Annotated in this window: 20 protein-coding genes; 6 read left to right on the plus strand and 14 right to left on the minus strand. The window is 73.3% G+C overall.

Annotated elements, in window-relative coordinates; all coding sequences use genetic code 11:
• Positions 1–352: DNA polymerase Y subunit UmuC family protein (locus tag BM076_RS34035; RefSeq protein WP_456151213.1), on the minus strand; the 352-nt coding region annotated here is incomplete at its 3' end.
• Between the two features lie 6 nt (positions 353–358).
• Positions 359–970, minus strand: coding sequence for a hypothetical protein (locus BM076_RS34040; RefSeq protein ID WP_143120718.1), 612 nt, complete (start codon positions 968–970; stop codon positions 359–361).
• A 279-nt stretch (positions 971–1,249) separates the two neighbouring features.
• On the opposite strand from BM076_RS34040, the gene BM076_RS34045 reads away from it, so the two are divergent.
• Both BM076_RS34045 and BM076_RS34050 read left to right on the plus strand, forming a co-directional pair.
• Positions 1,250–1,744 carry a 2'-5' RNA ligase family protein gene (locus tag BM076_RS34045; RefSeq protein WP_245796645.1) on the plus strand — a complete coding sequence of 165 codons (495 nt, stop codon included), beginning with the start codon at positions 1,250–1,252 and terminating at the stop codon, positions 1,742–1,744.
• A 128-nt stretch (positions 1,745–1,872) separates the two neighbouring features.
• Positions 1,873–2,337 (plus strand): PPOX class F420-dependent oxidoreductase, encoded by a 465-nt coding sequence (locus tag BM076_RS34050; RefSeq protein ID WP_093717650.1) that lies wholly within the window; start codon positions 1,873–1,875, stop codon positions 2,335–2,337.
• A gap of 49 nt (positions 2,338–2,386) precedes the next feature.
• Here BM076_RS34050 and BM076_RS36940 read toward each other — a convergent pair whose 3' ends face one another.
• The 5 genes from BM076_RS36940 to BM076_RS34080 form a co-directional block, all read right to left on the minus strand.
• Positions 2,387–3,367 (minus strand): helix-turn-helix transcriptional regulator, encoded by a 981-nt coding sequence (locus tag BM076_RS36940; protein ID WP_177246751.1) that lies wholly within the window; start codon positions 3,365–3,367, stop codon positions 2,387–2,389.
• Between the two features lie 118 nt (positions 3,368–3,485).
• Positions 3,486–4,517, minus strand: coding sequence for a S1 family peptidase (locus BM076_RS34065; RefSeq protein WP_407640751.1), 1,032 nt, complete (start codon positions 4,515–4,517; stop codon positions 3,486–3,488).
• A 352-nt stretch (positions 4,518–4,869) separates the two neighbouring features.
• Entirely contained in the window at positions 4,870–5,646 is a 777-nt protein-coding gene (locus tag BM076_RS34070; protein ID WP_093717652.1) for a DUF1684 domain-containing protein, read from the minus strand.
• A 178-nt stretch (positions 5,647–5,824) separates the two neighbouring features.
• Entirely contained in the window at positions 5,825–6,910 is a 1,086-nt protein-coding gene (locus BM076_RS34075) for an LLM class oxidoreductase (protein WP_093717653.1), read from the minus strand.
• Positions 6,911–7,333: 423 nt separating this feature from the next.
• Positions 7,334–8,593 (minus strand): DUF5685 family protein, encoded by a 1,260-nt coding sequence (locus tag BM076_RS34080; RefSeq protein ID WP_093717654.1) that lies wholly within the window; start codon positions 8,591–8,593, stop codon positions 7,334–7,336.
• Between the two features lie 367 nt (positions 8,594–8,960).
• On the opposite strand from BM076_RS34080, the gene BM076_RS34085 reads away from it, so the two are divergent.
• The gene (locus tag BM076_RS34085) at positions 8,961–9,404 is read left to right on the plus strand and encodes a cell division protein SepF (RefSeq protein WP_093717655.1); all 444 of its coding nucleotides are present in this window, start codon (positions 8,961–8,963) and stop codon (positions 9,402–9,404) included.
• A 30-nt stretch (positions 9,405–9,434) separates the two neighbouring features.
• Here BM076_RS34085 and BM076_RS34090 read toward each other — a convergent pair whose 3' ends face one another.
• Positions 9,435–10,634, minus strand: coding sequence for an acyl-CoA dehydrogenase family protein (locus BM076_RS34090; protein WP_093717656.1), 1,200 nt, complete (start codon positions 10,632–10,634; stop codon positions 9,435–9,437).
• A gap of 95 nt (positions 10,635–10,729) precedes the next feature.
• A complete protein-coding gene (locus BM076_RS34095; RefSeq protein ID WP_093717657.1) occupies positions 10,730–12,316 on the minus strand; it encodes an MFS transporter in 1,587 nt (528 codons plus the stop codon).
• Positions 12,317–12,695: 379 nt separating this feature from the next.
• Between BM076_RS34095 and BM076_RS34100 the strand changes: the two genes are divergently transcribed.
• A complete protein-coding gene (locus BM076_RS34100; RefSeq protein ID WP_245796647.1) occupies positions 12,696–13,814 on the plus strand; it encodes a phosphatase PAP2 family protein in 1,119 nt (372 codons plus the stop codon).
• A gap of 39 nt (positions 13,815–13,853) precedes the next feature.
• Here BM076_RS34100 and BM076_RS34105 read toward each other — a convergent pair whose 3' ends face one another.
• The 4 genes from BM076_RS34105 to BM076_RS37850 all read right to left on the minus strand — a co-directional run bounded on the left by BM076_RS34105 (position 13,854) and on the right by BM076_RS37850 (position 17,371).
• Positions 13,854–14,078 (minus strand): I78 family peptidase inhibitor, encoded by a 225-nt coding sequence (locus BM076_RS34105; protein ID WP_093717658.1) that lies wholly within the window; start codon positions 14,076–14,078, stop codon positions 13,854–13,856.
• A gap of 211 nt (positions 14,079–14,289) precedes the next feature.
• A complete protein-coding gene (locus tag BM076_RS34110; RefSeq protein ID WP_093717659.1) occupies positions 14,290–15,564 on the minus strand; it encodes a glycosyltransferase in 1,275 nt (424 codons plus the stop codon).
• A 167-nt stretch (positions 15,565–15,731) separates the two neighbouring features.
• A complete protein-coding gene (locus tag BM076_RS38250) occupies positions 15,732–16,520 on the minus strand; it encodes a LysM peptidoglycan-binding domain-containing protein (RefSeq protein WP_093717660.1) in 789 nt (262 codons plus the stop codon).
• A gap of 170 nt (positions 16,521–16,690) precedes the next feature.
• Positions 16,691–17,371, minus strand: a complete 681-nt coding sequence (locus tag BM076_RS37850; protein WP_245796655.1) for a transglycosylase family protein — start codon at positions 17,369–17,371, stop codon at positions 16,691–16,693.
• A 486-nt stretch (positions 17,372–17,857) separates the two neighbouring features.
• Here BM076_RS37850 and BM076_RS34125 point away from each other — a divergent pair, with 486 nt between their 5' ends.
• Positions 17,858–18,667 (plus strand): hypothetical protein, encoded by an 810-nt coding sequence (locus tag BM076_RS34125; RefSeq protein WP_093717661.1) that lies wholly within the window; start codon positions 17,858–17,860, stop codon positions 18,665–18,667.
• A 250-nt stretch (positions 18,668–18,917) separates the two neighbouring features.
• A complete protein-coding gene (locus tag BM076_RS34130) occupies positions 18,918–19,175 on the plus strand; it encodes a hypothetical protein (RefSeq protein WP_093717662.1) in 258 nt (85 codons plus the stop codon).
• Between the two features lie 24 nt (positions 19,176–19,199).
• Here the strand turns inward: BM076_RS34130 and der are convergent, their stop codons facing one another.
• Positions 19,200–20,666, minus strand: a complete 1,467-nt coding sequence (gene der / locus BM076_RS34135) for a ribosome biogenesis GTPase Der (protein WP_093717663.1) — start codon at positions 20,664–20,666, stop codon at positions 19,200–19,202.
• Positions 20,667–20,761 lie beyond the last annotated feature (95 nt).

Genomic DNA, 20,761 nt, shown 5'->3' on the forward strand with positions numbered 1-20,761 from the left:
GGGCGGTCAGCTCCGCCTCGCCGCCCCAGTAGCGGGCCGGGCCGCGGGCGGGGGCCGCCACCATGCCGGGCCTGATCACCTCCAGCCGGGGCATCACCTCCGTCTCCAGCCGCCGCACCACCGGTTCGAACTCCCGGGTCTCGGCCGCCGGATCACGTTCGACGACCCGCAGCCAGGGGCAGCGGGACCGCGCCTGCCGCACCCGCATCCCGCGCCGTACCCCGGCCGCCCTGGCCGCGGCGGAACACGCCACCACCCGCCCGTCCCCGGACAGCACCGCCACCGGCTCCCCCGCCGGCAGCCCGGAGGTGATCACCGGCCAGTCCGGTATCCACGACACCAGTACCCGCACGCCGACTCACCCCGCCACGCGCAGGACCCGGTCCCGCCGCACCAGCTCGCCGGGCAGCTCGTCCTCCGACTCCGGGGGCATCACTGCCCCGGTGGGGCCGGGCAGCCACAACTGCGTCCGGCGCGGGGCACCGCCCGCAACGCCACGCCCGGACGCCTCCACCGTCACCAGGCGATGGCGCAGCACACCGTGCCCGCGGTCGAGCCCGTACCACCGCGCCTCGGCCACCCGAAGCCGCAGGTCGGCGCCCTCCCAGGGGCCGGCCACCAGCAGTACCGCCCCCTGGGCCCGCACCTGCCCCGCCACCCGGCGGGTGACCCGGCCGGGCACCGTCCCGTACGCGCCGAGCAGGATCACCGGTACCGCCGACATCAGCAGCGACAGCACCTGCGGCCAGCGCCCGCCGGGTGTGTCCACCCACAGTCCCGCCCCCGCGTCCAGACCGGCGTCCCGCGCGGCCGGTACCCCCAGGGACGGCAGCCCCACGGCCGCCCATCCGGCCCCCGGGCGCCGCCGTACGGCCTCGGCGGCCAGGGCGAGCAGCAGCCCGTTGTCCCCGCCGACGGTGGTCACCGTGCCCGCCCGCAACCGTCCGCCGGGCAGCAGAGAATCCCACAAACCCCCAGGTCCGGCGGCTCCACCGCGCCCTGCCCGATCGTCCGCCGCCAGCACTGCACCCATGCCCCCGACATTCGCACAATCGTTCGAGCGCGGCAAGTTGTCGCGCCGTCGCCGCGAGCCGGAGTGTTCGATGGCGGCGGGCACACCGGGCGGGGGACGATGCGGGGCATGGGTGAGCCGCACGCGGAAGCGAAAACAACAACGGGAACAGACACGGGGGCGGAGAAAGAAACAGGGCCGGGCGGGCGGCGGCGCCCGGCCGGGACCACCGCTCTGGTGGCGGTGGTCCCGGAGGCGGAAACCGTGGTGGGCGAGGTCAGGAAACGGTACGACCCGGTCGCGGCGGAGGGGGTGCCGCCGCATCTCACCGTGCTGTATCCGTTCCTGCCCGCCGGACGGATCGACGCGCGGACACGGGCGGAGCTGGCGGGGATCTTCACGGGGCACGCCCCGTTCGAGGTGCGTTTCCCCCGCTTCGGCCGCTTCCCCGGCCTGCTGTGGCTGGCGCCGGAGCCGGACGGACCGGTACGGGCGCTGACCTCGGCCGTGGTGGCGCGCTGGCCCGAGGCCCCGCCGTACGGAGGCGCCTTCGGCGATCCCGCGCCCCATCTGACCGTCGCGCAGGGCCAGTCGGACGCGGTGTGCGCCGCGGTGGAGGAGGAGTGCGCCGGGGCGCTGCCGGGGCTGCGGACCCGGGTCGCGGAGGTCCGACTGGTGGTCTTCGACGGGACGCGGTGGGCGGAGGACACCGTCTTCCCGCTCGGCGGATGACCCGCACGGCCACCCCACGCGGAATCGGCGCCGCGACGACAGCGTTCCCCCCTCACCGAGCAGGGCCCGGAACACCACCGACCGAACCACCACCGACCGGAACCACCACCGACCGGAAGTGAGCAACGATGAGCCAGGAATCAGCCGCCCACCCGCTGTTCGACCTTCTCCGGCGGCAGCGCAACGGCGTGCTCGTCACGCTGAAGCGGGACGGACGCCCGCAGTTGTCCAATGTGTCGTTCCACTACGACGACCCGACCCGGACGATCCGGATCTCGGCGACCGACGACCGCGCCAAGACCCGCAATCTGCGCCGCGACCCCCGGGCCAGCTTCTACGTCTCCACGCCCGACCTCGGCGCGTATCTGGTCGCCGAGGGCGACGCCGGGCTGACCCCGGTGGCCGCTGATCCGCACGACGACACCGTGGAGGAGCTGATCGCGCTGTACCGCGCGATCCAGGGCGAGCACCCCGACTGGGACGAGTACCGCGCCGCGATGGTCGCCGACCGCCGGCTGGTGATCTCGCTGCGCGCCGACCGGGCGTACGGCTGGGGCCGCGAACAGGGCGCCACCAGCGGCCCGTTGGACTGACCCGCACCGCGCGGCGCGTACCGCCCGTGGCGCGCCCGTACGCCACCGCCTACCCCGGCGAGCGTGACGTCGTGCCGCGCGGGGGGTCCGCCGCGCGGGACAGCCGCCGGGCCACCACCCGCAGGTGGTCGGCCAGTTCGGGCGGTTCCCGCACCTCGAAGTCCACGCCGAGCATGCCGACGAACATCGCCAGCGCGTCCAACGACTCGAAGCCGGTGGTCAGTTCGCAGGTGTCCGCGTCGAGCGGGACGACGGTGCCGAAACCCGCCCAGGTCTGCTGGACGGTGCCGACGGGCGCGTGCAGCACGATCCGCGCCTGGAAGCGGTACGCGCGCGAGGTGACGCCCTTGGCGACGTACTCGGCGGCGTCCTCGGGCAGTTCACGGGGTGTGAAGCGCGGCCCCGTGGGCGTCTTGGGCTCGATCCGGTCGACCCGGAAGGTCCGCCAGTCGGCGCGGTCGACGTCGTAGGCGAGCAGGTACCAGCGCCGTCCGTGGTGCACCAGCCGGTACGGCTCGACCGCCCGGCGGCTGGCCGCGCCGCTGTGGTCGCGGTAGTCGAAGCGCAGCCGCTCGCGGTCCCGGCAGGCGGCACCGATCACGGTCAGCACCTCCTGACCGACCGTCGGGCCCGCGCCGCGCGGCCGTACGGTGATCGCCTGCATCGCCTGGACGCGGTGCCGCAGCCGGGACGGCAGCACCTGTTCCAGCTTGGCCAGCGCCCGTACCGAGGTCTCCTCGATGCCCTCGACGCTGCCGCCCGCCCCGGTGCGCAGGCAGAGCGCGACGGCCACAGCCTCCTCGTCGTCGAGCAGCAGCGGCGGCAGCGCGGCGCCCGCGCCGAGCCGGTAGCCGCCCGCGGTGCCGGGCGCCGCGTGCACGGGGTAGCCGAGCGCCCGCAGCCGCTCGACGTCGCGGCGGACGGTGCGCGGGGTGACGTTCAGCCGCTCGGCGAGGTCGGGCCCGGTCCAGTCGCGGCGCGACTGGAGCAGCGAGAGGAGGCGCAGCAGCCGCGCCGACGTTTCCAGCATGCCGTCCAGTCTGTACGAACCGGCGCCCCCACCGCGCAGGGTGCGGTGGGGGCGCCGGCCACGGAGGAACTTCGAAGGATCCCGAGGGGGATCAGAAGACGGGATCAGAGGACGGGGATCAGTAGACGCTGACGCCGTACGCGCTGAGCGCCTCGGTCACCGGCTGGAAGTAGGTCGTCCCGCCGGAGGAGCAGTTGCCGCTGCCGCCGGAGGTCAGGCCGATGGCCTTGGTGCCGTCGTAGAGGGAGCCGCCGCTGTCGCCGGGCTCGGCGCAGACGTTGGTCTTGATCAGACCGGAGACGATGCCGTCGGCGCCGTAGTTCACGGTGGCGTTGAGCGCCTGGACGGTGCCGCTGTGGATGCCGGTGGTGGAGCCGCGCCGCTTGACGGACTCGCCCACGTAGGCGTTGGCGGCGCTGGTGATGTCCTGGCTGCCGACGGTGCCGTCGTGGGCGACGGAGGAGTCGTAGCGGACGATGCCGTAGTCGTTGCCCGGGAAGCTGGTCCCGGTCGTCGGGCCGATGTAGGTGCCGGAGCCGGTGTAGTAGGCGGGCTTGCCCTCGGTGCAGTGACCGGCGGTCAGGAAGTAGTAGGTGCTGCCGCTGCGGACGTTGAAGCCGACCGAGCAGCGCCACTGGGTGGTCTGTACGGTGTCGCCGCCGGACAGCAGCGGGCTGAACGTGCCCGCGACCCGGGTGATGTGCACGGCGTCGCCGTACCCGGCCGTGGACTTCTTGAGCTGCGCGAGCTGGGCGGCGGTGACCCGGCTGTCGACGTTGATCTCCAGGGTGTTGCTGCGCGGGTCGACGGACCAGGCGCTGCCCGCGACGTCGGCGGCCTTGGTGGCGTCGCCCGCCTTGGCGAGCTGGGCGGCGCTGTGCGTGACCAGGCGGGGGGTGGCGCCGGCCGCGCGGACGGAGTCGGCCGCGGCCTGGGTGGTGACGTTGACGACGGTGGTCCTGCTCGCCGTGTCGTAGTAGGTGCCCGCGGTGCTGTCGGCGCCCAGGTGGGCGACGAGGGTGGCGGCCTTCTCGGGGGTGGCCTTGGCCGCGGGGGCCGCGCTCGCCGCGGGGAGCGCGATGGCGGTGGCGGCTATCAGGCCGGAGGTGACGGCCAGCAGCTGTATGCGCCGATTGGTCTTCACTCGGATCCTCCTGTGGGGGTGGAGGGGGCGGGGGGATTTGTCGATGTACCGTCAGGCGCGCACCGATAGTCGAACGCCTCATGTGCCTGACAAGTACCCATGGGAGTATTCAGACCCCACAGGCAACACACAAGGGCGCGTTTCGGCCGGGCGATCCCGCCGCGCGTCCACCCATGGCCCACCCAAGATCTTCCCAAGCTCTGTTCAAGGAAGGCGTGTTGGCCGCTCAGGAGCCGTGCGCACCCCCGATTTCCCCGCGTCCCACCGCGACACGGCGGTGCCCCGGCGGCCGGAAAACCGCCGGGGCAACCGGATGTGACGCCGTCTCAGTCCGTGGGACTCATCCGGTGAGAACGAGTCACGCGGTGAGAACGGCCCGCTCCCCCGCTTCGAGCGCGAACGGCAGTGTGTTGCCGGGCGGCGGGAACGGGCAGATGAAGGCGTCCGCGAAGGCGCACGGCGGCAGCGTCGTACGGTTCAGGTCCAGGGTCAGCGAACCGTCGGCGGCCGGCGCCGGCGCGTACAGGAAACGGAAGCGGAAGGACGCGGCCCCGCTGGTCGCGTCCGCGACGACGGCCCACAGCCGACCGCTGTCCTCGACTGTGACGGAGAGGGTGTGCTCGGTGCCGTCGACGGTGAAGGCGAGTTCGCCGCCGAGGCCGAGGCCGCGCTCCTTGCCGTCCGCGTTCGGCACCCGGACGGTACGGACGCCTCCCTCGGCGTCGAAGGGGCGGAAGACGGCGGGCACCACCCAGCGCTCGTCGGGCTCGAAGGCCGCGATGCCCGCGAAGGCGCGGCGGGCGGGCGACTCGGGGTCCCAGACCCGGACGGCGAGCAGGCCCTCGCGGACGATCGCCAGCAGTTTGCGGCCGTCGGGCAGGATCAGCGGCTCGCCCTCGGCCTCCAGGGTGGTGGCCACGCCGTCCACCTCGTGCACCACGGCCCCGTCGCGCTGCCGCCAGCGGCCGGGCAGCCCGGGGATCGTCCCGCCCTCGCCGCCCTCCCCGGCACCGTCGAGATCGTCGAGCCAGTACGTCCCGATCAGGGCCAGCGGGCCGTACGGCGCCGAGACGGTCTCCACCCGTCGCTCGTGCCACCGCTTCCAGGCAAGAACCGTTTCTGCTTCTGCGCTCATGACGACCAAGCCTTCCATACGGGCCGCGCGGGCTGACGCGCTCACGCGGCGGTGACGTGCGGGTTCTCGGGTACGTGGGGGTTCTCGGGTACGAGCAGCAGGTTCCCGGACACGGACACGGGCACGGGCACGGGCAGGGCTCCCGGGTACGGCGGGGCGGCGTTCACCACGGTCCGGATCACGGCCTCGGCGGCGGGCGGTGCAGCCCGAGGTGCTCGCGCAGGGTCGCGCCCGGGTGGAAGGAACGGAACAGACCGCGGTGCTGGAGCAGCGCGGCGGTGCCGTTGACGAAGCGCTCCAGGTCGCGGCGCGGCTCCACCGGCCGGATGCGGAAGCCGTCGACCGCGCCCTCCTGCTGCCACTCGGCGATCAGTTCCGCCAGGTCGACGGGGCCGCCGCCGAACAGCACGCGGCCCGCGCCGTCCGGTGCGAGCGTGATCTCGACGCCGGGTTCGGGGCCGAGTTCACCTCCGCCGAGATCGACGCAGAGGTCCGCGAGCACCAGCAGCCGGTCCGGATCGCGGCCGGCCCCGGTCGCCAGCGCCCGCAGTTCGTCGCGGATCAGCCCGGCGCGGCCGGGGTTGGCGGCGCGGACGAAGGCGATGTCGGCGTGCCGGGCGGCGAGTCCGCGCGCGCCGGGTTCCGTCGCGTCCACCGCGGTGACCGGCACATTCCGCGGCGCCCCGGGGCCGGCGGCGGCGCCCCACTCGCGCGCGACCGCCACCGCGACGGCCTCCGCCGCCCGCCACCGCGCCTCGTCCGGGCCGGCCGGGCCGGGTGCCGGCCGCAGCGTCCAGCCCGCCCGGCCGCCGCCTGCCCGGTCGAGCGCGCCGACCGCCGCGGCGATCCGGCGGGCGTCCGCCGCTCCCCCGGCCCCCGCGGTCCCCGCGGTCACGGTGGGGACGAGCCCGATCCGGCCGGTCGCGGGCACGACGGCGGCGAGGATGTCGAGCGGCCCCGGCCGCGTACCGGCGCCGCCCGGGCCCGGTCCTTCCGGCGGTCCGCAGTCCGGTCCGCAGTCGTCCACCGTGACGAAGTCCAGCGCGCCGCCCTCCGCGAGCCGCGCGAGTTCGACGTACGCGGCCGCCTCGTACGGGTCGGGGCCGTCGATCGACGCGGCGAGGTGGAGCGTACGGGTACGGCGCCGGACGGCGGGTGCGGGCGGCAGGGGTATACCGGCAGCGGGCGGGCCCGAGGACGCGGCAGGGGAGGCAGGCGAAGCCGAAGAGGCGGAGGAGGACGAGGGAGAGAAGGCAGCGGACATGCGAAGGCTCCGTGGACGCGCGGAAGGGGCACGGGAGTCGTCTTCACACAGGCCGCCGCGTCCCTCAACGCGGCGGCGCCCACCAGGGCTTGGCACGAGGCTATGCCGACGCCGTCGCCCGCTGTCAAGCATGTCCAGGTGCTGGACAGCGCGTCTCAGCGCGGTTGACGGATCGGCGGCCCGGCTGCTGCACTGTGCGCATGCGTAGCTGTCGGCTCGTCACTCGCGGCCACATCGACTTCGGTCGGGTGTGGTCCGCCTCCTGTCGTCGCGGCTGACCTTCTCCGACGGATCGTCCCGTCCTCACACACGCATGCCCGCCGCTCGCCGCCCTCCCTCGGGCGTACCCCGCGACCACCGGATCACGTCTCCGGACCCCTACCCCGGAACACACCTCCCGCTCACGGACCCGCCGTCACCGGCTCAGCAGTCGCACCCGCAGTCGCAACAGTCGCAGCCATCACAGCAATCGCAGCAGTCACAACAGTCCGAGCAGCCGTCGCAGTCGCAGTTGCTGCACCAGGAGTCGCGGCGCTGTCCGCTCCACGGGTCGTCGTGCTCGCGGCAGCACAGTTCGCAGGTGCAGCACATGCCGGCGTACACCAGGCAGCCCATGATCAGCCCGCGCCTGCGCGGCGGTTCGGGCGGCGGCGGGAATCCCCCGGGGCCGCCGGGACCGCCCGGCGCGTACGGGCTCTGCCCCGGACCGTAGGGCCCGTACGGATTGCCGCCCGGCGGAGGCGGCGCGTACGGGTTGCCGCCCGGCGGGGGCGAGGCGGCGGACGGCGCCGTGCCGACGTGCGAGCAGCCGCCGGTGCCGAAGGCCCGGTCCACCGACCGCCCCAACTCGTGGACGAGCAGCACATGCGTGAGCCGGCCCGAGGAGGAGCCGGCGAAGTCGGTGTCGCGCAGCGCCAGGCGTATGCCGTGCAGCGCGTCGTCGCACAGCCGCCGGGCCTCGGTCAGGTCGGTGCCGGTCGCGGTGAGCGGATTCCAGGCGCCGGTACGGGTGTCCTCCGCCAGGTCCTCGACGGCGTCCAGCAGATGCGCGAGCCGCCCGAACAGCCGCCCGGCCTCTTCCAGCGGCGCCCGGTTGGCGGGCCGTCCGGCGAGTACGGCGGTGTGCGCGAAGGCCGCGGCGGTCGCGGTCTCGGTGGGCTCGGTGACCGTCAGCAGACAGGTGCCGGGGCCGGCCGCCGCCTCGATCGCGCCCTGCCGGCCGACCGCGTCGAGCAGCACCGCGGTGTCGAAGCCCAGGCTGTCGCCGGTCCGCGCGCCCGCCCGGTCCCAGCGGCGGGCCACGCCCCGGGCCGCGGCGGCGACCGGCCGCCGCGCGAACGCCCCGTCGGCGTCCTCGACATGGTCGCGCATCTTCGCCGAGGCCAGCACGAGCGAGACCGCCGCGGCCAGCCGCGCGCCCTCGCCCATCGCGACCGGCGCGGTGCGCATGCCGCGCAGCGGACACGGTCCGGCCTTGCGCCGGCCGGCGGCGCCGTCGGCCCCCGCCGCCGTCTGCGCCTCGACGAGCACCGAGACGATCAGCCCGTCGTAGTTGGTGGCGATCCTGGCGAACTGCCCGTGTCCGTCCCGCAGAGCGAGACACAGCCCGCACAAGTGCGCGAGCCACGAGGCGGCCAGACCCTCGGACATACGGTGCCGGCACGGCCTGATGATCCCGAACATGACTCCCCCGTTGACGTTCCCCCGGCGATCGGCGGTCATGCTACCGCCAATCCCCCGCTGACCAGGGGTCGATTGACCTGGAAAGGGTCCCGCGGAGCCGCTCGCGGGACCGCCGATCGCCGCCCGCGTACCCTCCGCGCGACACGCGTAGGGCCGTACGGCCCTGCCCGTCACCCGGACGAGGAGGGCGTTCCCATCGGATCGTCACCTTGCAGACACCTGTGGCCACCTGACGATCCGCCACTATCGTGTGTGCCAGTACCGTCACAAGTCGCCTGGGTGGCGGCAATCCGCTTGGCACATCATCCACATCATGGACGACCATAGGACTGCGGACGGTACTGACCGTGTGAGAGAGGAGGCGTCCATGGGATCGGTTCGACGGGCGAGTGCCTGGCTGGGCCTCGTCGACGACAACGGCGGCGAGGGTTACTACGACGAGGAGTACGCCGACTACGGCGAGGGCTCCGAGCGTGCTGACACGTGGGTGACCGACCCGCGGGTGCGGGTGGCCACCGAGACCGCCGAGGAGCAGGGCCGCAGGATCGCCACCGTGACCCCGGACGGTTTCCGGGACGCGCGCGGCATCGGCGAGCTGTTCCGCGACGGTGTCCCGGTCATCGTGAACCTCACCGGCATGGAGCCGAGCGACGCCAAGCGCGTCGTCGACTTCGCCGCCGGCCTCACCTTCGGCCTGCGCGGCTCCATCGAGCGCGTCGCGACCCGCGTCTTCCTGCTCACCCCCGCCGACTACTCGGTGATGAACGCCGACGCCAAGCGCGGCGGCGACGGCTTCTTCAACCAGAACTGAACAGGGCCCTCACCGGACCGCGCCGCCGCCTCAGCCGCGGAAGGCGTCGAGTCCGGTGAGTGCCTTGCCCAGCACCAGCTGGTGCATCTCCACCGTGCCCTCGTAGGTGAGCACGGACTCCAGGTTGGTCGCGTGCCTCATCACGGGGTATTCGAGCGAGATCCCGTTGGCGCCGAGGATCGTGCGGGCGGTGCGGCAGATCTCGATCGCCTCGCGCACATTGTTGAGCTTGCCGAAGCTGACCTGTTCCGGGCGCAGCCGGCCGGCGTCCATCCGGCGGCCCAGGTGGTGGGCGAGCAGGACGCCCTTGTGCAGTTCCACCGCCATGTCGGCCAGTTTGGCCTGGGTGAGCTGGAAGCCGCCGATCGGCCGGCCGAACTGCTCGCGGGTCCTGGCGTAGTCGAGCGCGGCCTCGAAGCTGCTGCGGGCGGCGCCCATCGCGCCCCACACGATGCCGTAGCGCGCGTGGCTGAGGCAGCTCAGCGGGCCGCGCAGTCCGCCGACCTCGGGCAGTACGGCGTCGGCGGGCAACCGTACGTCGTCCAGGACGAGTTCGCTGGTGACCGAGGCGCGCAGGCTCCACTTGTGGTGGATCTCGGGGGCGGAGAAGCCGGGGGTGTCGGTGGGGACGACGAAGCCGCGGATGCCGGACGGTGAGTCGGCGGTCTGGGCCCAGACGACGGCGACCCCGGCGACCGAGCCGTTGGTGATCCACATCTTGCGGCCGCTCAGCACCCAGTCGGAGCCGTCCCGTACCGCTCGGGTGCGCATCGCCGCCGGGTCGGAGCCGTGGTCGGGTTCGGTCAGGCCGAAGCAGCCGATGACCTCGCCCGCGGCCATCGACGGCAGCCAGCGCTGCTTCTGCTCCTCCGAGCCGTAACGGTGGATGGCGTACATCGCGAGGGAGCCCTGCACCGAGACCAGCGAGCGGATGCCGGAGTCGGCGGCCTCCAGTTCCAGGCAGGCCAGGCCGTACTGGACGGCGGTGGCGCCCGCGCAGCCGTAGCCGGTCAGCGGCATGCCGAGGGCGCCGATGCCGCCCAGTTCGCGGGCCAGTTCCCGGATGCCGGGCAGCTCGCCGCGCTCGTACCACTCGGCGACGTGCGGCAGGACACGGTCGGCGGCCCACTTCCGTACGGTGTCGCGGATCGCCAGGTCCTCGGGGGTGAGCAGGTCGTCCAGGCCGAGCGGGTCGTACGGGTCGAAGGGCGGGGTTGCGGCTCCGGGCATGGCGGGTGGACCTCCGGCACGGCAGAAGAGGGTGAGGGTGCGCACGGGGAAACCAGCGCTGGTAGTGACCCACGGCTCGGCGCCGACGTTACGGATCAGTGCGCCGCGCGTCCAGACCGGCCCGCCGTCGCGGGCTCGGCACGCGTCGCGAGCGCCGGTTCGAGTTCGGCCGGCCATTTCTCGCCGCCGCACTCCATGACGCGGGGCAGCCGCAGCGCGGCCAGCGCCCCGCCGAGCAGCAGTCCGGCGCTCACCAGCAGCGTCATATGCAGCCCGGTGACGAAGGAGTGCCGGGCGGCGTGCCGCAGCGCCGCGCCGGAACCGCCGCCGATCCGGTCGGCGACGTCGTACGCCTCGCCCAGCGAGCGGCCCGCCTTGGCGCCGTCGGCGGCGCTCACCCCGGGGGTGTGGGCGACGCCCGGCGCGTAGGCGGCGTTCATCACACTGCCGAGCAGCGCGATGCCCATCCCGGCGCCCAGTTGGTACGAGGTCTCGCCGATCGCCGCCGCACCGCCCGCCTGGTGCGCGGCGGATTCGCTGAGCATCGACTCGTACGCGCCGAAGAGCGTGGTCTCCAGGCCGAAGCCGAGCAGGACGGAGGCGGTGGTGAGCAGCGCGGGCCGGTCGCCCTGGCCCATCGCGGTCAGCGCGAGCACGGCCACGGCGGTCAGGACGAAGCCGCCGGAGACCATCCGGCGCGGTCCGAAGGCGTGCAGCATGCGGGAGCCGAACAGCCCGGCGGCCATCGCGGCGAAGGTGAGCGGCAGCAGCCGCAGGCCGGTCTGGAGCGGGCTGAGGCCGAGGACCAGTTGCAGATACTGCACCGCGATCAGTTCCAGGCCGACCAGCGCGAGCATGGCCAGCACGATGCAGCCGACCGCGGTGGAGAAGGCGGGCCGGTCGAACATCCGGATGTCGATCAGCGGATGCGCGCGGCGGCGCTGCCGCCGTATGAACCAGCACAGCAGCCCCGCACCGGCCAGCAGCGGGACGAAGGCGGACGCGTCCAGCGGGCTCGCGCCGCCGCCGATCCGCTTCATGCCGAGGACCACGCCCAGCACACCGAGGGCGGCGGCGACCGCACCCAGGACGTCCCAGGGGCCGTCCGTGCTCCCCCGGGACTCCGGCAGCAGCGCCCGGCCGGCCACGAACATCACCGCCATCAGCGGGATGTTGACCAGGAAGACCGAGCCCCACCAGAAGTGCTCGACGAGGAAGCCGCCGAGCACCGGGCCGACGGCGGCGCCGACCGCGGCGACCGCGCTCCACAGGCCGATCGCCATCGCCCGCTCGCGGCGGTCGGGGAAGACTTGTCGCAGTATCGACAAAGTGGCAGGCATGATCATGGCGCCGCCGGCCCCGAGCAGCGCGCGGGCGGCGATCAGTACGTGCGCGTTCGGGGCGAAGGCGGCCAGCGCGGAGGCGACGCCGAACAGCGCGTAGCCGATGAGCAGCACCTTGCGGCGGCCGATCCGGTCACCGAGCGTCCCGAAGAGGATCAGCAGGGAGGCGGCGATCAGCGGATAGGCGTCCACGATCCACAGCAGGTCCTGGGCGCCGGGCCGCAGGTCGGCGGTGAGGGCGGGGACCGCCACGTGCAGGACGGTCGCGTCGAGGGCGACGATCAGCAGGCTGACGCAGAGCACGCACAGGATGGTCCACCTGCTGACCGGCCGTGCCATACGCGCATACCTCCACGAACGAGTGAGACGTCAGCGTACGCGAGACCCCGCTCCCGGCCTGTGGTGCGCGACACCTGATCACCACCGGGTGTCCGCCGGGCCGTCACCAGGGCGTCGCCGCGGGCGCCGGACGGAGGCGTCGGGGCGGGTAGGGGCAGGGAAACTCCGGAGAAAGGTGAGGGAAATAAGCAATAAATAAGAGAGCCGTGTCGCACCGATCCTGTGAGTATCAACACCCGAACATAAACTCCAGCCGCTCCCGTATTCCGCCGCAATCCCGGCCGCCAAAGGGTCCATGAGACGCACTCCACATCACATCGTCATTACAAAGCAGCCCGTTCGGCCGAACTGTGCCGTCACACGCTGTAACGTCGATTGAGTGCGAACCGATGAGAAGCGTCTCCGTCCCGCGGAGCGCCCGACCACCCGCGACCTGCCGCGGATGAGCCGAACGCGTGTGTGGCTGTTCGGTTCGACGCTGGCGGTCTACGTGGCGATCGTCGTGGGCGTTCTCACCACTTCGAAACTGGTGACGCTGGACTGGCAGGTCATGCTCTGGCGGCCCTACAAACAATGGCCGCAAATCCACGCGTTCCTGGATTATTTCGTCGTTCTCGGTCAGCGCGGGCCCACCGCCGTGATGGTGCTGGCCTGGCTGGGCTGGCGCGCGTGGCGGTACCGCACACTCCACCCGCTGCTGGTCCTCGGCACCTCCCTGCTGCTGCTGAACATCACCGTGGGAGCCGTCAAGTACGGTCTCGGGCGGCTCGGGCCGCACTACGCGACGACCGTGGGCTCCGCCGAGATGTTCGCCGGCGGCGACATATTTCCCTCGGGTCACACCGCGAACGCGGTGGTGACCTGGGGGGTTCTGGCGTATCTGGCCACCACTCCGCGGGCCCGCAGGCTGGGCTCCGTGGTGAGCGCGCTGCTCGCGCTCGGGGTGGGCGCCACGACCGTCTACCTCGGTACGCACTGGGTGAGCGATGTGCTGCTCGGCTGGGCCGCGGGGCTGCTGATCCTGCTGGCGCTGCCGTGGTTCGAGCCCGCCATGGCGCGGGCGGAGGAATTCCTGGTGCTCGCCTGGGCCCGGCTGCGCTCCGGCGCGGGTACTTCCGGCGTGACCGTGCGCCCGGCCGTGGGCCCTGTGCTGGTCTCGCAGCGGACGGCGACGGGAACGGCGGGCGGTCCCGCCGACGGGCTGCCCGGCACCGTCACGGGTGCCGGCGTGGGCTCGGACGAGGACGGGCAGCTGCCCCGCGAGACGGTCGGCGCGGGGGCGCGCGGCGCCACCACGGCGACGGCGGCCGCGGCCACCGGCCCGGCCTCCGTGGCGACCGCCACCGGCCCGCACGCGCCCGGCCGGCCGCCCACCGGCCGCAATGAGCGCACCCCGCTCACCCCGGTCGGCAGCCGCCGCCCGCCGGTCGAGCGTCCGGGCAGGCCCACGACCCCGCTGGCGCACCAGCAGGTGCGCGGCCGGGGCATCGCGGGCTGAGCGGGCCGCTCAGCCGCTCAAAGGCGCCCGGAGCCGGATTCAGCCCTGCCAGCAGCGCTGGACGCGACCGGCGTCCACGGTGAAATTCAGCCGCCCGGCGACGTACTCCATGGTGACGATCGCGCCGGGCGGCAGGCTGCGTACGGTCCGCCAGCCCCGCTCCTCGGCCCGGCGCTCGGCCTCCCGTGCGTCAAGGCCGAGATATGCGTCGAGGTCGTCGCTCGGATTCGGCCGGCTCAGTGGATTGTGCGGGTTGTGTGACATACCGCCACGGTAGGCGTTCCGGTGACCCGGGCGACCTTGATCATCACATTTCTGTCACGGATCGTGGGCCCCGGTTTGCCCGCCGCCACGATTACCCGCCGGTCACCGAATTCCCGGTGCACACAACTCCCGCACAGCATCTGCGCAATGCCTCCGGTTACTCACGGGTCCGTGAGCATGAAGAGCACGGAATTGGGTAAGCGATTCGCTCTTATACGGTCGGCCGGCGCCGGCGGGCGGCCTTCCGTACGGCCGCGCCCGTCATGTCGCCCGCCGACAGGAAGGCGCCCAGCGCCCGGCCGGCCGAGGCGCGGACCGCGGCACGGGGGCGGGCGCCGGCGGCGGCACGGTCGTCCAGCAGGCGCTGGTACAGCGCCACGTGCCGGCGGGCGACGAGCGCGGGGTCGTAGCGCCCGGCGGCGGCCAGCGCGGCGCGCCCCATCTCCTTGCGCCGCTCGTCGTCCTCGATGACCGAAAGCAGCGCGCCCGTGATCGCGTCGATGTCGCGCGGCGGCACCAGCAGACCGGTCACGCCCTGGTCGACGATCTCGCGCGGCCCGAGCGGGCAGTCGGTGGCGACCACCGGCAGACCGGCCCGCATGCCCTCGACCAGCGTCATGCCGAAGGACTCCATGGTGGAGGTGACGGCCAGCACGGACCCCTTGGCCAGCTCCGGCTCGATCGGCGACACGGCGCCCATCAGCCGGACGTGCTCGCCCAGGCCGAGTTCGGCGATCAGCGCGGCGAGTGCGGCGCGCTCGCGCCCGGAGCCGTACAGCCGCAGCGTCCAGTCGGGGCGCTTGTCGCGGACGGCCGCGAAGGCGCGGATCAGGTCGTCGTAGCGTTTGACCTCGGTGAGCCGCCCGGCGGCGACCACGACGTGCGCGGCGCAGTCCGAGGGCGCGGTGGCGGCGGGCGGCACGCTGTTGGGAATGGCGGCGACCCGCACGCCCGGCATCCGGCGGCGGTAGACGGCCGCGTCGGCCTCGGTGGTGGTCGTGACGGCGTCCAGGGCCGGGTAGTGGCGGCGCAGGGCCAGCACGAGGCGCGTGGAGTGCGTGTCGAGCGTCAGGTGCTCCTGGGCGACCCGGACGATGCCGCGCGGCGCCTGGCGGGCGAGGTGCACGTTCAGGCCCGGCCTGGTGCCGACCAGCACATCGGTGTCGAGTCCGGCCAGGCACTCCCCGATGCGCTCGTCGGTGATCGGGCTGTAGAGGGCGTGCCGCCGGTCGGAGGACGGGAAGATCGCGGACGGCAGCCCATGGCGCGGGTCGTCCAGGACACTGTCGGCGGCGCCCTTGCGGATGTCGACAAGGTGACGCAGCCGCACGCGCGGGTCGTAGTCGAACTCCGGCCGCTCGCGGTCGCGGAACACCGAGACGATCTCGACGTCGTGCTCGTCGGCCAGTTCGGCCGCGAGATTGCGGACGGTGCGGATCGTGCCGCCGATCGCGTACGTGGTGTGTATCAAGAACGTGATGCGCATGCGGGTGCCGTGTCCCTGTCCCCCGGTCGGTGCGGGCCGGGCGGCCCGCACCGACGACCGTAGCAACTCGGCCGCGCCGCCCGTCGGCACACCTGACGGCGCCCGTCGGCACCCGTCGGCACGCGGGGCTCGCGCGCCGACGAGCGGCGAGAGGGCGCCCGCGGGCGTCAGTTGACGGTGAGGACGGTGCCCGGGATCAGCCGGTCGGGATCGGGGCCGATGACGGCCTTGTTGAGCCGGTAGAGCTGCTGCCAGCCGCCGGGGGTGGCGTACGAGCGGGCGATGCCGGAGAGCGTCTCGCCGCTCCTGACGGTGTGCACGATGTGGTTGCGGCCGGTCAGGCCCTGCCGCTTGGCGCAGACCGGCCAGGCGTCCCAGCCCTGCACCTTCAGCACCTCCTCGGCGACCGCGATCTGCTCGGCCGGCTCGGCGAGGTCGGCGCGCCTGGCGTAGGCGAGGCCGCCGAACTGCTCCCAGGTGGGCTGCCAGAACTGCAGGCCCCCGTAGTAGCCGTTGCCGGTGTTGATGTGCCAATTGCCGCTGCTCTCGCACATCGCGATCCGGTCCCAGACGGTCGGCGACCCGGCGGCGGCCCGCGCGGCCTGGAAGGCGACGGCCTCCTGGACCGGCTCCCGGACCGGCTGCAAGGGCCGCTGCGGCTGCACGCCTTCCGCGGGCCACGCCTGCCGTACGGGTGCGGTTCGCGGTACGCGTGCGGACTGCGGTACGCGTACGGCTCGCGGTACGGCCGGTGGCGCCGCTGCCAGGGGCGCCGCGGCCAGCGGTCCGGCGGCGGTCCCGCCGTCCGTGGCCGACGCGGTGGGCGCGACGGCGGCCGGGAGCAGGACGGCCGCGCCGAGCGCGGCCAGGGTGGCGGCGGCGCGGGCGACGGCCACCGCGACCCGCACCGAGGCGCGGGTGGAGACGATATGACGATACGACGACTGATCGCTCATCGGCCCACGCTAAGCACACCCGAGCGCCGGATCGGGCGCACGCCGCTCCGAACGGCCCGTGCCCCACCCGGGTGGACCACACCCGGGCGGGGCACAGGACTCAGGGCTCAGGGCCACAGGGCTCAGGACTCAGGCCGGCGCGGCCGTACGTCCGCCGCGGTGACGGCTCGTCACCAGTTCGGCCACCAGGCCGGGACGACCGGGCCGGGCACGGCCGGGGCGGACGACCGCTCCTCGGGGCCGCGCAGGACGGAGACCAGGGCGGCGCGGGTGGCGTTGCGGTCGGCGCGGTCCGCGGAGGTCCGGCCCGTGCCGTCGGCGGGCGTGGCCCGCTCGTAGCGCGGCATCGTGCGCCGTACGACCTTCTTCTCGGCGGTCTCGGTGCGCTGCTTCGGCGCGGTCGTCGCCGTGGTCGACTTCGCGGCCGGCTTGCCGGTGGACTTCCCGGTGGACTTCCCGGCCGGCTTCGAGGGCTTCGGCGCGTCCGCGGAGGGGGCGCTGCCGGTGGCGCCGGCGCGGCCCGAGCAGACCGGCCAGGCGCCCCAGCCGCTGGCGCGCTGCACCTTTGTCGCTATGGCGATCTGCTGCTCGCGGCTGGCCCTGTCGGCGGTGGACGCGTACGCCCCGCCGCCGTAGGCCCGCCACGTGGAGGCGGAGAACTGCAGGCCGCCGTAGTAGCCGTTGCCGGTGTTGATGTGCCAGTTCCCGCCGCTCTCGCACTGCGCGATGCGGTCCCACACTCCGCTGTCGGCGGCGGCTGCCTTGCCGCCGGCGGCCACGACGGCCAGCGGTGCCAGTGCGGCGACGCCGGTCACGAGCGCGGTATGCCGGAACTTGCAGTTCACGACCATGGATTCCCTCTCCACGGACCCGGGTGTCCCCCTGCTACTGCCTTCTTGCGTCGAGAACGGGCGCCGCTCCCCCACGGATCGGCGCCCGTCCGAACCCGGGCGGTGCGATTTGCACACGGCGGGCGAATCTAGACAGTCGGCGCCCCGCGGACCAAACAATTCCGGTGCGCCGCAGGCCAGTTGAGGGTTACCGGCGGTAAGAAGACGGTGTTTACGGGTGATTGACGCGCACGTATCGTGCTAAATGCCGATCTTCGCGGCATGGGTCGTGAGGAGCCTCACACGTCCAACACACGCCGTCCACACGGTTGTTCGACGCAGGGTGAGCGAATCGCCGGGAATCTCACCCACCGCGACCGGGAGCGGAATACATCCCGTCGCAAAGCGTGACTCCCACCACAGATCGTCCGTTGTCACTATGCGCCGGGGCAGGTCCGGCGTTCCGGCCGGATTCGTGGCCGCACACCGCACTTCAAGGAGACTCCCGTGCCGCCCATGCTCGATGTGAGTGACGAGGTACGAGCCGAGATCGGCGAGGAGGAGACCCAGCGTCTCCTCAACGGCGCCAACGCTCCGGGCACGTACGACTGCACGTCCTGCCGCACCCCCGGGGACACCGGGCAGGAGCGGACCAGCACCGTGCTCTTCGTGGGCGACGAGACGGCCGTACTCGCCTTCGCGCACGCCGCCTGCATCCCCTCGCAGGTCGTACCGGTCACCGAGGAGCAGTTGCAGGGCGCGGTCCGCAGCATCGGTGGCCCCGACGCGGGCGCGGCGGCAGGCGCCGCGGGACCGGGCGCGGCGCCCGTCGCGGAGCCGCCCCGGCAGGCCGTGCTCGGCATCACCTGCGGTCTGATCATCGTCGAGGAGACGCTGCGCCCGGCGCTGGTGATCGAGCCGACAGGACCGGTCGCGCGGGTCGGCGCCACCGGCGCGGGCGACGACTTCCTGCCGCTGCTGATCGAGCAGGGCTTCATGCCGCAGCTCGACCTGGAGGTGCCGCCGTCGCCGCTGGCTGGCTGGTCGGTGCTGCTGGCGACCGGACGGCTGCACGCGGTGCTCCAGCCCGGCGTGGGCGGCACCCCGGGCACCGCCTGGTGGCAGGCGCACCAGCCGCTCCAGGTCAGCGACGGCTGGCGGAGCGCGGTCAACCGCAGCAATGAGGTGTACGTCTACGCCGCGCCGGCCGGTTCCATCGGCCGCCAGCCGCGCGAGGACCTGATGCGGGACGCGCTCGCGCGGGCCTGCGCGCGCGGCCTGCTGGTGGGCGCGACGATGCCGCTGTCCGGGACCTGACCCGACATCCCGTACGGCAGGGGCGCGCACGGCATCTTCGTGCGCGCCCCTGCGGTGCGCCGCCTCCCCGCCGTCCCGCGGGAAACCGCGGACCGGCCAGGGCTTCGCAGGTCAAGGACAGGGCTTCGCAGGTCAAAGATCTGCAATTCGGCCGACCGGCCCGCATCCCGGACAACACCGGCTCGTTGGCACATACGTGCACACCTCTGACACCCCCTCCCGGTCCCCCTTCCAGCGCTACATCCCTCCCATGCGCAGCGCGCAGGACACGGCCGGGGAGGACGGTGTCACCGATACGCCGATCTACGACGCGCTCTACTCGGAGTACCGCAGGCTCTTCCGTACGCTGCCGGGCGACCGTACGGGCGAGGAGGCACTGAAGTTCAGCGGCTTCTCCTTCTGGTCGGCCGACCGGCCGGCGCACGCACCCGGCAGGCACCGCGGCAACGGCAACGGCCCGGCGGCGCTGCCACCGGGCCGTACCGACAACCGGATGCCGGGGCTCTAGCCCCGGGACTGTCCCGGCGGCCCGCTACTTCTTGCGGCCGCGCTTCTCGCGGACCCGCACCGACACCTGGATCGGCGTACCGGCGAAGCCGAACTCCTCGCGCAGCCGGCGCTCGATGAAGCGCCGGTAGCCCGCCTCCAGGAAGCCGGACGCGAACAGCACGAAGCGCGGCGGCTTGGTGCCCGCCTGCGTCCCGAACAGGATGCGCGGCTGCTTGCCGCCTCGGATCGGGTGCGGGTGGGCGGCGACCAGTTCGCCGAGGAAGGCGTTCAGTCGGCCGGTCGGGATCCGGGTCTCCCAGCCCGCCAGGGCCGTCTCGATCGCCGGGACCAGCTTCTCCATGTGCCGGCCGGTGCGCGCCGAGACGTTCACCCGCGGCGCCCATTGCACCTGGACGAGGTCCTTCTCGATCTCGCGCTCCAGGTAGTAGCGCCGCTCCTCGTCCAGCAGGTCCCACTTGTTGTACGCGATGACGACCGCGCGGCCCGCCTCGACGGCCATCGTGATGATCCGGGTGTCCTGCTCGGCCAGCGTCTCGCTGGCGTCCACCAGGATGACCGCGACCTCGGCCTTCTCCAGCGCCGCCGCCGTCCGCAGCGAGGCGTAGTAGTCCGCGCCCTCGGTGAGGTGGACGCGGCGGCGGATTCCCGCGGTGTCGATGAACTTCCAGGTGATGCCGCCGAGCGTGATCAGCTCGTCGACCGGGTCGCGGGTGGTGCCCGCGATCTCGTTGACGACCACCCGGTCCTCGTTGGCCACCTTGTTCAGCAGCGACGACTTGCCGACGTTGGGGCGGCCGATCAGCGCGATCCTGCGCGGGCCGCCGATGACGTCGCCGAAGGTCATCTCGGGTGCCTCGGGCAGCACGGCGATGATCTCGTCCAGCAGGTCGCCGGTGCCGCGGCCGTGCAGCGAGGAGACCGGGAAGGGCTCGCCGAGGCCGAGATTCCACAGCGCGGCGGCGTCCGCCTCGCCGGACGGGCCGTCCACCTTGTTGGCCGCGAGCACGACCGGCTTGCCCGCGCGGCGCAGCAGCCGTACGACCGCCTCGTCGGTGTCCGTGGCGCCGACGGTGGAGTCCACGACGAAGACCACGGCGTCCGCGGCCTCGATGGCGAACTCGGCCTGCGCGGCCACGGAGGCGTCGATGCCGAGGACGTCCTGCTCCCAGCCGCCGGTGTCGACGATCTTGAAGCGGCGGCCGTTCCAGTTCGCCTCGTACGTGACGCGGTCGCGCGTGACGCCCGGCCGGTCCTCGACGACGGCCTCGCGGCGGCCGATGATCCGGTTGACCAGGGTCGACTTGCCGACGTTGGGACGGCCCACCACGGCCAGCACCGGCAGCGGGCCGTGCCCGGCCTCGGCCAGGTCGTCGGCCACCTCTTCGAGGTCGAAGCCCTCCTCGGCGGCGAGCTCCATGAACTCGGCGTACTCGGCGTCACCGAGCGCGCCGGTCCCGCCGTGCTCGGTGTGCTCGTCTGCGTGGTCCATGGGGTCTCTCCGTCGATCAACAGTGGTGGCTGCGGTCACCAGTGTGGTGCAGCCTGCGTGGTTCGGCCTGCGCGAATCCCCGCGCTTGCGTGTGT

It is taken from the genome of Actinacidiphila alni (genome assembly GCF_900112845.1).
Classification (GTDB): Bacteria; Actinomycetota; Actinomycetes; order Streptomycetales; family Streptomycetaceae; genus Actinacidiphila; species Actinacidiphila alni.